The sequence below is a fragment of the Klebsiella sp. 28 genome, assembly GCF_018223905.1.
GTDB lineage: Bacteria > Pseudomonadota > Gammaproteobacteria > Enterobacterales > Enterobacteriaceae > Klebsiella > Klebsiella pneumoniae.
On sequence record NZ_JAGRQY010000125.1, the window covers coordinates 41203 to 57166 of the forward strand.

A 15964-nucleotide genomic window follows, 5' to 3' on the forward strand; every position below is an offset into this window, starting at 1 on the left:
AGACCCCATGACCGACGCGGTAAAAATTTACCATAACCCACGCTGCTCCAAGAGCCGCGAAACGCTGAGCCTGCTGCAGAGCCGCGGCATCGATCCTGAGGTGGTGCTTTATCTTGAGACGCCACCGGATGCCGGGACGCTGCGCCAGCTGCTGCAGCTGCTGGGTATGGAGAGTCCCCGCGAGCTCATGCGTCAGAAAGAGGATCTGTATAAATCGCTCAATCTGGCCGACCCGGCTCTCAGCAACGCGGCGCTGATACAGGCGATGGTCGACAATCCGAAACTCATCGAGCGCCCTATCGTCGTCAGCCGCGGCCAGGCGCGTATTGGCCGCCCGCCGGAACAGGTTCTTGAGATCGTAAGCTAACTCACCCGCGCCGCGTTTGCGCGGCGCTTTTTTTTACGTGGGCGATTCCAGATCTTTCACGCCAATATCTCCCGCCCGCCGGACGGTGCTACTGTTCACCCATCGCTCAATCCACTGGACGGATGAACATGAAAAAGCCGACCTCCACGCCCCATGACGCCGTGTTTAAGACCTACCTCTCCCATCCCGATACCGCCCGTGATTTCCTGCAACTGTATCTGCCCGAGACGCTGCTTAAAGTGTGCGATCTGCGTACGCTGCATCTCGAGTCCGGACATTTTGTCGAAGACGATCTGCGTCCCTTTTACGCCGACATTTTGTATTCCCTGAAAACCACGGCGGGCGACGGTTATATTTATGCGCTTATCGAACACCAGAGCACGCCCGACCGGCATATGGCCTTTCGTCTGATGCGCTACGCCATCGCCGCCATGCAGCGCCATCTCGATGCCGGCCACGATCGCCTGCCGCTGGTGATCCCTGTTCTCTTCTACCACGGTCTGGTGAGCCCCTATCCGTTCTCTCTGCGCTGGCTCGATGAATTCGTCGCTCCGGAGCTGGCCGGTCACCTTTATCACGGGGCGTTTCCGCTGGCGGACATAACCGTCATTCCGGATGACGAGATTGCCACCCACCAGCGCATGGCAACGCTGGAGTTACTGCAAAAACATATTCGACAACGCGATCTGGCGCAGCTCCTCGACAAGCTGAGCGAATTATTATTGACTGGACTGGCGACGGAATCGCAGGTACAAGCCCTGATGCACTATCTGGTGCAGGCAGGCAACACGCGCGAGCCGATTAAATTCATTCGCGAGCTGGCGTTACGTACGCCGCAGCATAAGGAGACGTTGATGACGATTGCGGAATATCTGGAACAACAGGGGCTGGAGCGGGGCCTGGCGCAGGGGCGTCAGGAAGGACGGAAAGAAGAGGCGCAGCGCATCGCTGTCGCTATGCTGCACAGCGGCCTTCCGCGCGACCTGGTCGCCCGGTTGACCGGGCTGACGGAGCAGGAGCTGACTCCCCTGGCGGACTAAAGCTTAAGGATCTCTTTCACGAAGGGGATCGTCAGCTTGCGCTGAGCGGTAATCGAGGCATGATCCAGCTGATCGAGGGTCATAAACAGCGAACGCATCTCGCGATCCAGCCGCTTCAGCAGGAAGCGGCACACATCTTCCGGCATCTCGAAGCCGCGCAGTCTGGCGCGCAGCTGCAGCGCCTGCAGTTTGTCTTCATCCGACAGCGGCTGCAGCTTATAGATCTGCCCCCAGTCCAGCCGTGAGGCCAGATCCGGCAGGCCAAGATTCAGCTGCCGCGGCGGCCGATCGCCGGTGATCAGCAGCCGGGTTTTGCCTGATTCCAGGATCCGGTTATAGAGATTAAAGATGGCCATCTCCCAGGGCTCATCGCCGGCGACGCACTCGATGTTATCGATGCACACCAGCGCCAGCTGTTCCATCCCCTCCAGCACCTCGGGCACAAACCACGTCCGTTTATCCAGCGGCACGTAGCCTACCGCATCCCCGCGCTGGGAAAGCTCCGCGCAGGCGGCGTGTAACAGGTGGCTACGACCTGCCCCTTCACGTGACCAGATATAAATGTACCCGCTGTGTTCCTGGCGCAGTACGTTCTGGAGGGCGGCAAGTAGGGAAGGATTATCACCCGGCCAGAAACTCGCGAAGGTTTCGTCGTCAGGAAGATACAGTGGCAAAGAGAGCTGTGCCGGTGCGTTCAGATGGACCTCAACATAGGCTTACAGAAAAACGCGAAGAGTTTACCACAGATTTAGGTCAGGAGAGAACCGGGCGGGATCGCCGCCCGGTCAGGCGATCGTTATTTAAACTCTTCGCTATCCGCCGCGTCGAGGACCACCTCTTCCGGACGCAGGACGCTGATAAGCTTGAAAATCAGGCTGAGGGCGATGCCCACGATAGTCGCCAGCGCCATCCCTTTCAGCTCGGCGGCGCCAATGTGCACTTTAGCGCCGCTAACGCCGATGATCAGGATCACGGAGGTGAGGATCAGATTCTGCGCTTTACTGTAATCCACCTTCGATTCAATCAGTACGCGGATCCCCGAGGCGCCGATCACCCCGTACAGCAGCAGGGAAACGCCGCCCATCACCGGCACCGGGATGATCTGGATAGCCGCCGCCAGTTTGCCGACGCAGGAGAGCAGAATCGCAATGATCGCCGCGCCGCCGATTACCCAGGTGCTGTAGACCCGGGTAATCGCCATCACGCCGATATTTTCACCGTAGGTAGTGTTGGGCGTCGAACCGAAGAAGCCGGAAACGATCGTCGACAGGCCGTTGGCAAACATCGAACGATGCAGGCCCGGGTCGCGGATCAGATCGCGCTTAACGATATTGGCGGTCACCACCAGATGCCCCACGTGCTCGGCAATCACCACCAGCGCGGCGGGCAGTATGGTGAAGATAGCAAACCACTCAAAGCGCGGAGTGTAGAAAGTCGGCAGCGCGAACCAGTGGGCCTCGGCGATCGGGGTGGTATCGACCACGCCCATCACAAACGACAGCGCATAGCCCACCAGCACGCCGATCAGGATCGGGATAATCGCCAGGAAGCCGCGGAACAGCACGGATCCGAACACCGTCACCGCCAGGGTCACCATCGAGATAATAATGGTTTTACTGTCCGGTGACTGGCCGTCGGCCGGCAGCAGCCCGGCCATATTAGCCGCCACGCCCGCCAGTTCGAGGCCGATAACCGCCACGATGGCGCCCATCGCCGCCGGCGGGAACATCACATCCAGCCAGCCGGTACCGGCTTTTTTGACAATAAAGGAGACGAGGCAGAACAGCACGCCGCACATAATAAAGCCGCCCAGCGCCACTTCGTAGCCCAGCGGCAACAGCAGCAGCACCGGGGAGATAAAAGCGAAGCTTGATCCCAGATAAGCGGGAATTTTGCCTTTACAGATAAAGAGGTACAACAGCGTACCGATGCCGTTGAACAGCAGGACGGTGGCCGGGTTAATGTGGAACAGAATAGGCACCAGTACCGTTGCGCCAAACATGGCGAACAGATGTTGCAAACTAAGCGGGATTGTCTGTAAAAGCGGCGGTCTTTCACTCACCCCGATGGCACGGCGCGTCATAGTGTATTCCTCTGAGAGTCGTCTGTTATTTGCTGTGGATTACTTTTATTCAAAAAAAAGCCGACTCTCAAAGTCGGCTTTTTTCGCGGTATATTTTATTTCGTTCCAAAAATCTTGTCGCCGGCATCGCCGAGACCGGGAATGATATACCCGTGCTCGTTCAGTCCCTTATCGACAGAGGCGGTGTACAGCTCAACGTCCGGGTGGGCTTTCTCCAGCGCGGCAATACCTTCCGGCGCCGCCACCAGCACCAGCACCTTGATGCTGGTGCAGCCGGCGTTTTTCAGCAGATCGATAGTGGCGATCATCGACCCACCGGTGGCCAGCATCGGGTCAACGACCAGCGCCATACGTTCATCGATGTTAGACACCAGTTTCTGGAAGTAAGGCACCGGCTCGAGGGTTTCTTCATTGCGATAGATACCGACCACGCTGATACGCGCGCTTGGCACGTGCTCCAGCACCCCTTCCATCATGCCGAGGCCAGCGCGCAGGATAGGCACAACGGTAATTTTCTTGCCCTTGATCTGCTCGACTTCCACCGGACCGTTCCAGCCTTCAATAGTGACTTTCTCAGTCTCCAGATCGGCGGTGGCTTCATAAGTCAGTAAGCTGCCCACTTCTGAGGCGAGTTCACGGAAGCGTTTGGTGCTGATGTCGTGCTCGCGCATCAGGCCCAGCTTGTGTTTGACGAGTGGGTGTTTGACTTCCACAATCTTCATTCTCTTTCTCCTCTGAGGGGCAGCCACAAAAAAAATCGCGGGATTATACCGCTTTTTGCGGATTGTGCCATACCCATCTTGCTTGACGTATATCAAGCAAAGTGATTTAGAGACAAAAAAACCGGAGGCGAGGCTCCGGCTTGGGTGCGGGGTGCAGTCCATACGCTTACGCGGGCCTACGTGTATTGTAGGTCGGTTAAGCGTTAGCGCCACCCGACTACGACAGGTTCTCCCCGTTGCTGGCAATTACCTGCTGATACCAGGCAAACGACTTTTTCCGGCTGCGTGCCAACGTGCCATTGCCTTCATTATCTTTATCGACATAAATAAAGCCGTAGCGTTTTTTCATTTCCCCCGTGCCGGCGGAAACCAGATCGATACAGCCCCAGGGGGTGTAGCCCATCAGATCGACGCCATCCTCGACCACCGCCTTTTTCATCTCCGCGATATGGGCGGAGAGATAATCGATACGATACTGGTCATTGACGCTGCCGTCCGCTTCGCGGACATCAATCGCGCCAAAGCCGTTTTCGACAATAAACAGTGGCAGCTGGTAGTGATCCCAGAACCAGTTCAGCGAATAGCGCAGGCCGACCGGGTCAATCTGCCAGCCCCAGTCCGACTTTTTGACGTACGGGTTGGAGACCAGGCTGGTGGTTTCATCATAATCAAGCAAGGGGTTGTCTTCGGTGGCTTTGGTAGCGAACGACATATAGTAGCTAAAGCCAATGTAGTCGACACAGCCCTCGGTTAACGCCTGACGATCGGCTTCGGTGATATCCAGAGTAAAGCCGCGGCGGGCAAAATAGTTGAGCAGATGCTGCGGATAGCGACCGCGCACGTGGACGTCGGTAAACCAGTAACGGCGGTGCATGGCGTTCATCGCCATCATCATATCGTCCGGGGCGCAGGTCAGCGGATAGATGGGGCACATAGCGATCATGCAGCCAATCTGCAGCGCCGGGTTGATCTCGCGCGCCGCTTTCACCGCCAGGGCGCTGGCCACCAGCTCATAGTGCGCGGCCTGGTACATCACCGGTTCCCGGTCTTCATCCGGCAAATATTTCAAACCGGAGTTGGTGAAGGGGGCAAAGTCCTCATGGAAGTTGGCCTGGTTGTTGATCTCGTTAAAGGTCATCCAGTACTTCACTTTATGTTGATAGCGGGTGAAGACGACCCTGGCAAAGCGCACGAAAAAGTCGATTAGCTTGCGGTTGCGCCAGCCGCCGTACTCGGTGACCAGGTGATAAGGCATTTCAAAATGCGACAGCGTAATGACTGGCTCAATGCCGTGTTTCAGGCATTCGTCGAACAGATCATCATAAAACTGCAGGCCAGCCTCGTTGGGCTCCAGCTCATCGCCCTGCGGGAAAATACGCGTCCAGGCAATCGAGGTGCGAAAACATTTGAAGCCCATCTCGGCAAACAGCGCCAGGTCTTGTGGATAACGATGATAAAAATCGATCGCCTCATGGTTCGGGTAGTTTTTCCCGGCCACCACGCCGTCGGTAATTTCCCGCGGCACGCCGTGGGCGCCGGCGGTCATCACATCCGCCACGCTGATCCCCTTGCCGCCCTCCTGCCAGCCGCCCTCTAACTGATGCGCTGCGACCGCGCCGCCCCACAGAAAACCTGCTTTAAATCCGGACATAGTCTCTCCCTAATGTCGATCGTCGTCTGGCGAACGATACAGCTGATTAAAATGGTAAACCGCGCCAATCAGGCCGGCATCGTTACCGTGACTGACGGTATCGAGATAGTCGGCAATGCCGAACCAGGCCAGATGCTGGCGCAGTAGCGTCAGAAATCCTGGGCGTTCCACAACGCCGCCACCGATAAAAATGGTCTGCGGATCGAAGATATGGACGAGGTTATAAAGGCCATGGCCCAGGCCATTGAAGAACTCGGCGACCAGACGCTGACAAACCGGGTCGCCGGCGTCATAGCGGTCGAAAATCAGTTCGCCTGTCACGCTATCCAGCGGCGCGCCAATATGTTGCGCATAGCGATGGCGCAGCACCCGCAGAGTGCAGTTCTCATTCATTGAATAGCGACGAGGATCGCGTCCGCCGGGACGGTCGGTAAGCATGTAGCCGAATTCGCCGGCACGAAAACGCGCCCCGTTGATCAGCTGGTGTTGGCAGAAAATCGCCCCACCGATGCCAGTACCGATAGTGAGCACCAGAAAATTGGCCATCTCCGCCGCTTTGCCCTGCCAGCGCTCGGCCAGCAGCACACAGTTGGCGTCGTTTTCCACCGAGACCGGCAGCCCGGTTCGCGTCTCGAGCCACGATTTCATGGCGAAGTTATCAAATCGACGGATAGCGCCGCCCATGGTGATAAAACCGCTGTGCGGATCGATATAGCCCGGCGCGCTGATGGCTATTCCTTCACACGACGGATGGGCCGCCAGCCACGACAGCATTGCCTGTAAGATCCGATCGCCATCGCTGTCATTGATTGACTGCCTGGCGGTTTCCAGCAGCCTGCCGTCGCGGGCCATCACGCCCATCTTTAACGCGGTGCCACCGATATCAAATGCCGCAATCTTCATTCATCCCTCTCCTGACCCGCGTCAATCACCGACAAAATGCGTGGCAAACCAACACGGAAACCGGTTTCAGTCGTATGATGAGGATTTCTTTACGTAGAGGCAAGCACCAGACTGTACCCGGTTTCATTTTCGTGAGCAGTATCAAATTTAACCATTCATCAGCGGTTTTACGCCAACTGTAAAGCAGGCTCGCAAACGTTTGCTTTCCCTGTTAGAATTGCGCCGATTTTTCTTGCTTACCGCAAACGCGTGGAGACTTCGCAGTGACCGATAAAACCTCTCTCAGCTATAAAGATGCCGGCGTGGATATTGATGCAGGCAACGCTCTCGTCGACCGTATTAAGGGCGTGGTGAAGAAAACCCGTCGCCCGGAAGTGATGGGGGGACTGGGCGGATTCGGCGCGCTGTGCGCACTGCCGCAGAAATACCGCGAGCCGGTACTGGTCTCCGGCACCGACGGCGTCGGTACCAAGCTGCGTCTGGCAATGGATCTGAAGCGTCACGACACCATCGGTATCGACCTGGTCGCCATGTGCGTGAACGACCTGGTGGTTCAGGGCGCTGAGCCGCTGTTTTTCCTGGATTATTACGCCACCGGTAAACTGGACGTCGATACCGCAGCCAGCGTCATCAACGGCATCGCCGAAGGCTGCCTGCAGTCCGGTTGCGCGCTGGTCGGTGGTGAAACCGCAGAGATGCCCGGGATGTACCACGGCGAAGATTACGACGTGGCGGGTTTCTGCGTCGGGGTAGTGGAAAAATCAGAAATCATCGACGGCAGCAAAGTGACCGATGGCGACGTGCTGGTGGCGCTGGCGTCCAGCGGCCCGCACTCTAACGGCTATTCGCTGGTGCGTAAGATCATTGAGGTTAGCGGCGTTGACCCACAAACTACCGACCTTGACGGTAAACCGCTGGCCGACCATCTGCTGGCGCCAACCCGCATCTATGTGAAATCGGTGCTTGATCTGATCGCCAGCGTTGACGTCCACGCTATTGCCCACCTGACCGGCGGCGGCTTCTGGGAAAACATTCCGCGCGTGCTGCCGGATAACACCCAGGCGATTATCGATGAGTCCTCCTGGCAGTGGCCATCCGTCTTCAACTGGCTGCAAACCGCCGGTAACGTCAGCCAGCATGAAATGTACCGTACCTTTAACTGCGGCGTAGGGATGATTATCGCCCTGCCGGCAGCGGAAGCGGACAAAGCGATTGCCCTGCTGAATGACAAAGGTGAAAACGCGTGGAAAATCGGGTATATCAAAGCCTCCGATTCCGAACAGCGTGTGGTCATTGCATGAAAAACATCGTGGTGCTGATTTCCGGTAGCGGCAGCAATTTGCAGGCGATCATCGACGCCTGCGGCCGGAAACAGATAAACGGCACCCTGCGTGCGGTATTCAGTAACAAGGCTGATGCGTTCGGCCTTGAGCGCGCGCGCCTGGCCGGCATCCCGGCCCATGCGCTGGCGCAAAGTCAGTTTGCCGACCGGGAAGCGTTCGATCGTCAGCTGATGCATGAAATCGACGCCTACGCCCCGGATCTGGTGGTGCTGGCAGGCTATATGCGTATCCTTAGCCCGGCGTTCGTCAGCCACTATCAGGGACGTCTGCTGAACATCCATCCCTCGCTACTGCCGAAGTATCCTGGCCTGCATACTCATCGTCAGGTGCTGGAGAACGGTGACGAGGAGCACGGCACCTCGGTGCACTTCGTCACCGATGAGCTGGACGGTGGGCCGGTTATTCTGCAGGCCAAGGTGCCGGTCTTCGCTGGCGACAGCGAGGAGGAAATCACGGCGCGGGTTCAGGCCCAGGAACATGCCATTTATCCGCTGGTCATCAGCTGGTTCGTCGATGGACGTCTGCGCATGGCAGGCAACCACGCCTGGCTGGATGAGCGACAGCTTCCCCCGCAGGGCTATGCCGCCGACGAATGAACAACCAGCCCCGCATGTGCACATCGCGGGGCTTTTTTTTAATTAAAAGTGTTTACTAATCAAACATCTCACAGAAATAATTCTTCTTACTGTCATATTGTTGTGACACAGTAAATCGCTACGCAGAAAAATTCGTCATAATAGTCTACGTCCTGTGAGTAAAACGGAGTGTGAGCGGTAATGGGCCAGGAAAAGCTATACATCGAAAAAGAACTCAGCTGGTTGTCTTTTAACGAACGCGTGCTGCAGGAAGCGGCGGACAAGAGTAACCCGCTGATTGAGCGCATGCGCTTCTTAGGGATTTACTCCAACAACCTGGATGAGTTTTACAAAGTGCGCTTCGCTGAGCTGAAGCGCCGGATTATTATCAGTGAAGAACAAGGCAGTACCGCCCATTCTCGCCACCTGTTAGGCAAAATTCAGGCCCGCGTTCTGAAGGCCGATCAGGAATTCGATAGTCTGTATAATGAACTGTTGCTGGAGATGGCGCGTAACCAGATCTTCCTGATCAACGAGCGCCAGCTGTCCGTCAATCAGCAGGCCTGGCTGCGCAACTACTTCAAGCAGTATTTACGCCAGCATATCTCGCCGATCCTGATCAACCGCGAAACGGACCTCGTGCAGTTCCTGAAAGATGATTACACCTATCTGGCGGTGGAGATTATCCGCGGGGAAAACATCAACTATGCTCTGCTGGAAATACCGTCGGATAAAGTGCCGCGCTTCGTGAACCTGCCGCCGGAAGCGCCGCGTCGCCGCAAGCCAATGATCCTCCTGGATAACATCCTGCGCTATTGCCTGGACGATATTTTTAAAGGCTTCTTTGATTACGATGCGCTGAACGCCTACTCGATGAAGATGACCCGTGACGCCGAGTACGATCTGGTGCATGAGATGGAGTCGAGCCTGATGGAGCTGATGTCCTCCAGCCTCAAGCAGCGCCTGACCGCCGAGCCGGTTCGCTTCGTCTACCAGCGCGATATGCCGGATGCGATGGTCGAAATGCTGCGCGATAAGCTCTCCATTTCCAACTATGACTCAATGCTGCCGGGCGGCCGCTATCACAACTTTAAAGACTTTATCGGCTTCCCGAACGTCGGTAAGGCCAATCTGGTCAATAAGCCCATGCCGCGCCTGCGTCATCTGTGGTTTGATAAATTCCGCAACGGCTTCGACGCCATTCGCGAACGCGACGTGCTGCTCTACTATCCCTATCACACCTTTGAGCACGTGCTGGAGCTGCTGCGTCAGGCCTCCTTCGACCCCAGCGTGCTGGCGATCAAAATCAACATCTACCGTGTAGCCAAGGATTCGCGCATCATTGACGCGATGATCCACGCCGCCCACAACGGTAAGAAAGTCACCGTAGTGGTGGAGCTGCAGGCGCGCTTCGATGAAGAGGCTAACATTCACTGGGCGAAACGCCTGACGGAAGCCGGAGTCCACGTTATCTTCTCTGCGCCAGGTCTGAAGATCCACGCCAAGCTGTTCCTTATCTCGCGTAAAGAAGGCGATGAGGTGGTGCGCTACGCCCACATCGGCACCGGTAACTTTAACGAGAAGACGGCGCGGATCTACACCGACTATTCGCTGTTAACCGCCGATGCGCGCATTACCAATGAAGTCCGCCGGGTGTTTAACTTTATCGAGAACCCCTATCGTCCGGTTAGCTTCGACTACCTGTTGGTGTCGCCGCAGAACTCGCGTCGTCTGCTGTATGAGATGATCGATCGCGAGATCGCCAATGCGCAAAACGGGCAACCGTCCGGGATTACGCTGAAGCTGAACAACCTGGTGGATAAAGGTCTGGTGGACCGACTGTATGCCGCCTCCAGCTCCGGCGTGCCGGTTAATCTGCTGATCCGCGGCATGTGCTCGCTGATCCCGGGACTGGAAGGTATCAGCGAAAATATCCGCGTCATCAGTATTGTGGACCGTTTCCTCGAGCACGACCGGGTCTACTGTTTTGAAAACGGTGGCGATAAACAGGTCTGGCTCTCCTCTGCCGACTGGATGACGCGTAACATCGATTATCGCATCGAAGTTGCCGCTCCGCTGCTCGATCCGCGTCTGAAGCAGCGGGTGCTGGATATTTTTGATATCCTGTTCAACGATACGGTAAAAGCGCGCTATCTTGATAAAGAACTGAGTAACCGCTATGTGCCGCGCGGCAATCGCCGTAAAGTGCGCGCGCAAATGGCGATTTACGATTATCTCAAATCACTCGAACAACCCGACTAACCTATGCCAATAAACGATAACACCCCTCGGCCGCAGGAGTTCGCTGCGGTTGACCTTGGTTCGAACAGTTTTCATATGGTGATCGCCCGTGTCGTCGACGGCGCCATGCAGATCATCGGACGCCTGAAACAGCGCGTACATCTGGCCGATGGCCTCGATGAAAACTCGGTGTTGAGCGAAGAAGCCATGACCCGTGGGCTGAACTGCCTGTCGCTGTTTGCCGAACGCCTGCAGGGGTTCTCCCCCTCCAGCGTCTGTATCGTCGGGACGCATACGCTGCGTCAGGCGACCAACGCGGCGGAGTTTCTTAAACGCGCGGAAAAAGTGATCCCCTACCCGATCGAGATCATCTCCGGTAATGAAGAAGCGCGCCTGATTTTTATGGGCGTTGAGCACACGCAGCCGGAGCGCGGCCGCAAGCTGGTGATTGATATCGGCGGCGGTTCAACCGAGCTGGTCATTGGCGAAGATTTTGAGCCCCGCCTGGTGGAAAGCCGCCGCATGGGCTGCGTGAGCTTCTCGCAGGCCTATTTCCCTGGCGGCGTTATCAATAAAGAAAACTTCCAGCGCGCGCGCCTGGCGGCGGTGCAGAAGCTGGAGACGCTGGCCTGGCAGTTCCGTATTCAGGGATGGACCGTGGCGCTGGGCGCCTCCGGCACCATTAAAGCCGCCCAGGAAGTGCTGGTGGCGATGGGCGAGAAGGACGGATTTATTACGCCGGAGCGCCTCGAAATGCTGGTCAGTGAGCTGCTGAAGCATAAAAACTTCGACGCGCTCAGTCTGCCTGGTCTTTCTGAAGATCGTAAAGCGGTCTTTGCCCCGGGGCTGGCGATTCTGTGCGGCGTGTTTGACGCGCTAGCCATTAAAGAACTTCGTCTGTCCGATGGCGCCCTGCGTGAAGGCGTGCTGTACGAAATGGAAGGCCGCTTCCGCCACCAGGATATTCGTAGCCGCACGGCACAGAGTCTGGCAAATCAGTACAACATCGATCGCGAACAGGCGCGCCGGGTACTGGAAACTACCACCCAGATGCTGGAGCAGTGGCAGGAGCAGAATCCCAAGCTGGCCAATCCGCACCTCGCGGCGCTGTTGAAATGGGCGGTGATGCTCCATGAGGTAGGGCTGAATATCAACCACAGCGGCATGCATCGTCACTCGGCCTACATTCTCCAAAATAGCGACCTGCCGGGCTTCAACCAGGAGCAGCAGATGCTGATGGCCACCCTCGTACGCTATCATCGCAAAGCGATCAAGCTCGACGATCTGCCGCGCTTTACGCTATTCAGGAAAAAGCAGTTTCTGCCGCTAATTCAGCTACTGCGCCTGGGCGTACTGCTGAATAACCAGCGTCAGGCTACCACTACGCCGCCGACGCTGCGCCTGCAGACGGAAGCTCACCACTGGACGCTGACGTTTCCGCACAACTGGTTTAGCCAGAATGCGCTGGTGCTGCTGGATCTGGAAAAAGAGCAACAGTACTGGGAAGGCGTGCCGGAATGGATGCTGAAGATTGCTGAAGAAGAGCCAGACGCCTGATCGTATCTCTGGCTATCAACCGAGCCGGGCGCTTACGCCCGGCTTTTTGCTGCTCAGCCGGTCATCTCCTCCGCCAACTGCGTCAGAGGTACCGGTACCCCGATATCATAGCCCTGCATATAATCGATCCCCAGCGTGATGACCGCCTGGCGTATTTCCGGCGACTCCACATATTCGGCCACCACCTGCATGTTCTTCATACGCGCCAGACGACAAATAGAGTCCACGACCTGGTAATCAAGACTGCTGGCAAGCAGATTGCGAATAAAACTGCCGTCGATTTTAAGAATGTCGACGTTCATTGTTTTTAACCGGGCGTAGCTGGCGTAGCCGGTACCAAAATCATCGATCGCCACCCGGCAGCCCAGCGCCCGCAGATGCTCTAAAGTCTGGCAGACCAGCTCGGGATTGCTGAGCGCGTAGTTCTCGGTCAGCTCGAAAATAATCTGCCATGGCTCAATGTTGTAGGCCTGCAGCAGCGCTTCGACCTCCTGAGGAAACTGGCTGCGGCTCAGCGACACCGGAGAAAGATTGATCGCCAGCCGCAGACCGGGCAGCGCCCGCCGGTTGGCGTCCATAAAGGCCAGCGTATGCTCAATAACCCACTGGTCCACCCGCGTGGACAGCCCAAACTCGTGCGCCACCGGCAAGAACTCGTTTGGCCCCGTTAGCTCACCCGACTCCCCTTCCATCCTCACCAGCACTTCATGATAGCGATCGCCGCGAATGCCCTGGATAGGCTGCGCCATCAGGACAAAATGGTCATGTTCCAGCGCTTTGAGAATGCGGTTCATCATCACGACTTTATCTTTCAGATCCTGCTGAACATGGCCCGCGCCGCGGCGCTGTAAATTTTCCGGATGGCCGCTGGCTAACGACATGTCGGCAATGGTGTTCAACTCGCCAAGCAGTAAATACAGATGCTTGACCGGCGAGCGAACGTTGCAATAGCTCATGCCGATCCGCGGCTGCAGGGGGACCCCGTCCCAGTGGAAACGGAACTGTCGCAGGGAGCGGTCAATTAAGTGAATGCGCGCCTGGTGCCCTTCGCTATTGAGACGGAACACTAAATCGTGACCGGCAAGATGATATACCGCTTCGTTGGGCTGCAGCAGCGTTCTCAGGTGGTTCGCCAGCATTTGCTTATACTGGATTCGCAAAAGTACCCCATAGTGGCGCCCCAGCAGTTCAAGCTCAGGAATGCGCAGAAAACAGAGCGTCGACCAGCTCGTGCCGTTGAGCGCCCGGCTCAGCGCCCGCAAGTTCGGCATATGAACCACCGGGTCGAGGAAGGCCATCTGCCGGACGCGAGCGTAGATCAGCCGCTGCTGTGTCGCCAGCATCGCCGTATAGGCGACAATAAACGAGAATACCAGATAGCTTGATGACGTGATCGCCAACTGGGTGTTATAGCTTGGGTAAATTGGTAAGTAACGGTAATGAAAATGGATCACGGCAATCAGCACCGGCGTCCAGATCAGTGAGATAAAGCGATAGCCAAAACGCATGGCACCCCAGAGCATCACCGGCATCAGCAATGACAACGTATAATTCGTACTAAATATGGTGCTGCTATCATTAAGCGGCATCAATAATAGCCACAGTAGCAGAATTAATACCGTCGCCCAGCAAATAATTTCAATTTTTTTTATTTTTGGATCAATTTGTAAGCGAACCTGAGAAATAAAGCCGCGTAAATGAAAAGGATTACGAATGACCCGTAACACAAAATAACACAGCGGCATGCCGGTCAGGCACCCTACCATTAGCGCCTGAAAGGTGATTAATGAACGTAAACTAAATGGCGTAACGCCGGTCATTTCCGTTGTGCGCGGATGAAGTCCAAGATATTCGGCAATCTGTGACAAAATCAGAAAAATGACCGAGGGGAGCAGCATTTGCCAGAACAGACGATGCGGCATCAGTCGGACGTTGCCGTGTGAGACCTGCTGACGCTGGGGGACAAAAATGCGGTAGCCGCCCCAGCAGAGCACGCAGGGGATAAGGAAATGGAACAGCACACCGATGGACTGCTCAAGCATCATGCCGTGGGCCAGAGTTAACAGCAGGCCAATAATAATGCCAGGGATCGCCGCCCAGCCAAAAAACATCATCAGGCTGAGCACCAGCGCCAGGGGAAGATAATACAAAAATACCATATGACCATTGAGCATGGTGTAGGTATTCGCCCATCTGGCGACCGGTAATAACAGCGCAGGCAGAACGAGCGGTAAAGCCCACCACTTGTCGCGATATTGTTGATAGTATTTTAATAAATTCATAGGTGCTCTACAGAGTGCCTCTGCTCCCGCGAGGCATATTCAGGCAGGCATCCAACCACCCATGCTGACCGCGTAAATAATAACGATACGGTAACGTCCGCTGATTTTAGTGGCCAAGAGAAGGAGACTATTGATATAAATCAACAAATGCTGACGCCAACATTAATAAATCTTATTTTTCCCGACATTTCACGGCTAATAAAGTGAGCATGTAAATACGACGATTATCTTATATAACATTAATTAATGTTTTCACTGCCGCACTTTTACATCTGCATCAATTGACCCCATCTCGTTCCTGTGCCTTAATACCCCCATCGCCCATCTTCGGGTATACTTCAAGGATCCTTTTGTGAGTCAGGCACCCAGTATGCGTAAACGACATCGATTTAACCGTCGCATGACCCGTATCGTACTGCTTATCAGCTTTCTCTTCTTCTTTGGACGCTTTGTCTACTCCTCCATCGGCGCCTGGTACCATCATCAGGATAAAAAAGCGTCGCAGGAGTCATCGCTCACCGTCGAGCCCTCCCCCCGCGAGTAATCCTTTGATTCTAATACTGCAAGCGCCACACTCCGCAGGCAGAGCCGCTCGCTGCTGAAGTACTGTCTTTGATGCGGTAATTTTGCCGTCGGCGATTTATAAGCGCACGGTATGCAGCAGGCGCAGCATTTCAGCGATACCTTTTGTCACAATTTTGTCCTGACGCATGACTACCGCCAGCTGTCGGTATAGCCGCGGCGCCAGCGAGTGTACGCGTAATCCGTCGCGATCCTCCACCCGCTCCACCGCCATGCGGGGCACGATGCTGTAGCCCAGCCCTGCCCGCACCATGCGCTTAATCGCCTCGATGCTCCCCAACTGCATTACCGGCGTCACCGCCAGTCCCGCCGAGCGGAACCAGCGGTCAATCAGATCCCGCGTGCCGCTACCCGCCTCGAAGGCAATGAGCGGCTGCGCCTGCAGCTCGGCGGGAGTATAAACCGCCGGCATCTCCGTCTCGCGGCTGGCATAGATGGTCACGAACTCCTCATCTAACATCGCAGTCACCGCCAGACTGCGCCCCTGCACGGGCAGCGTGACCAGCCCGAGATCGAGCCGGTTTTCTTCCACCGCGCGGACGATATCCAGCGTGTTGCCGGTGGTCACCCCCACCGTCAGCAGCGGGTGCTGCTGACGGTGGGGGTGACCACCGGCAA

General features: G+C 56.2%; 14 protein-coding genes. 7 read left to right on the forward strand and 7 right to left on the reverse strand.

The window, feature by feature from the left end; translation table 11 throughout:
• Positions 1-7 precede the first annotated feature (7 nt).
• Both arsC and KHQ28_RS20680 read left to right on the forward strand, forming a co-directional pair.
• Positions 8-367 (forward strand): arsenate reductase (glutaredoxin), encoded by a 360-nt coding sequence (arsC, locus tag KHQ28_RS20675; protein ID WP_002913810.1) that lies wholly within the window; start codon positions 8-10, stop codon positions 365-367.
• Between the two features lie 128 nt (positions 368-495).
• A complete protein-coding gene (locus KHQ28_RS20680; protein WP_002913812.1) occupies positions 496-1407 on the forward strand; it encodes an Rpn family recombination-promoting nuclease/putative transposase in 912 nt (303 codons plus the stop codon).
• Here KHQ28_RS20680 and KHQ28_RS20685 read toward each other — a convergent pair.
• From KHQ28_RS20685 to bglK, 5 genes are all read right to left on the reverse strand, one after another.
• A complete protein-coding gene (locus KHQ28_RS20685; protein WP_020947395.1) occupies positions 1404-2105 on the reverse strand; it encodes a DnaA inactivator Hda in 702 nt (233 codons plus the stop codon). The genes KHQ28_RS20680 and KHQ28_RS20685 overlap by 4 nt on opposite strands.
• A 98-nt stretch (positions 2106-2203) precedes the next feature.
• Complete coding sequence (uraA, locus tag KHQ28_RS20690) at positions 2204-3490, reverse strand: uracil permease (protein ID WP_002913824.1); 1287 nt, start codon at positions 3488-3490, stop codon at positions 2204-2206.
• Between the two features lie 95 nt (positions 3491-3585).
• Positions 3586-4212: a uracil phosphoribosyltransferase gene (upp, locus tag KHQ28_RS20695; RefSeq protein WP_002913827.1), complete on the reverse strand. Its 627-nt coding sequence runs from the start codon at positions 4210-4212 to the stop codon at positions 3586-3588.
• Between the two features lie 217 nt (positions 4213-4429).
• The gene (locus KHQ28_RS20700) at positions 4430-5863 is read right to left on the reverse strand and encodes a 6-phospho-beta-glucosidase (RefSeq protein WP_004174870.1); all 1434 of its coding nucleotides are present in this window, start codon (positions 5861-5863) and stop codon (positions 4430-4432) included.
• A gap of 9 nt (positions 5864-5872) precedes the next feature.
• Complete coding sequence (bglK, locus tag KHQ28_RS20705) at positions 5873-6766, reverse strand: beta-glucoside kinase BglK (protein WP_004213188.1); 894 nt, start codon at positions 6764-6766, stop codon at positions 5873-5875.
• A gap of 263 nt (positions 6767-7029) precedes the next feature.
• Between bglK and purM the strand changes: the two genes are divergently transcribed.
• The 4 genes from purM (at position 7030) to ppx (ending at position 12482) form a co-directional block, all read left to right on the forward strand.
• The gene (gene purM / locus KHQ28_RS20710) at positions 7030-8067 is read left to right on the forward strand and encodes a phosphoribosylformylglycinamidine cyclo-ligase (RefSeq protein WP_002913836.1); all 1038 of its coding nucleotides are present in this window, start codon (positions 7030-7032) and stop codon (positions 8065-8067) included.
• Complete coding sequence (gene purN / locus KHQ28_RS20715; protein WP_004145656.1) at positions 8064-8705, forward strand: phosphoribosylglycinamide formyltransferase; 642 nt, start codon at positions 8064-8066, stop codon at positions 8703-8705. The genes purM and purN overlap by 4 nt, the downstream gene beginning before the upstream one ends.
• A gap of 180 nt (positions 8706-8885) precedes the next feature.
• Positions 8886-10946 carry a polyphosphate kinase 1 gene (gene ppk1 / locus KHQ28_RS20720; RefSeq protein ID WP_002913838.1) on the forward strand — a complete coding sequence of 687 codons (2061 nt, stop codon included), beginning with the start codon at positions 8886-8888 and terminating at the stop codon, positions 10944-10946.
• Between the two features lie 3 nt (positions 10947-10949).
• Entirely contained in the window at positions 10950-12482 is a 1533-nt protein-coding gene (ppx, locus tag KHQ28_RS20725) for an exopolyphosphatase (protein ID WP_004149289.1), read from the forward strand.
• Between the two features lie 53 nt (positions 12483-12535).
• Here the strand turns inward: ppx and KHQ28_RS20730 are convergent, their stop codons facing one another.
• Positions 12536-14764, reverse strand: a complete 2229-nt coding sequence (locus KHQ28_RS20730; RefSeq protein ID WP_021469752.1) for an EAL domain-containing protein — start codon at positions 14762-14764, stop codon at positions 12536-12538.
• A gap of 370 nt (positions 14765-15134) precedes the next feature.
• Here KHQ28_RS20730 and KHQ28_RS20735 point away from each other — a divergent pair, with 370 nt between their 5' ends.
• Positions 15135-15308 (forward strand): YfgG family protein, encoded by a 174-nt coding sequence (locus KHQ28_RS20735; protein WP_004174861.1) that lies wholly within the window; start codon positions 15135-15137, stop codon positions 15306-15308.
• Between the two features lie 96 nt (positions 15309-15404).
• Here KHQ28_RS20735 and KHQ28_RS20740 read toward each other — a convergent pair.
• Positions 15405-15964, reverse strand: a 560-nt coding sequence (locus tag KHQ28_RS20740; protein WP_211777668.1) for a LysR substrate-binding domain-containing protein, incomplete at its 5' end; no start/stop codon positions are given.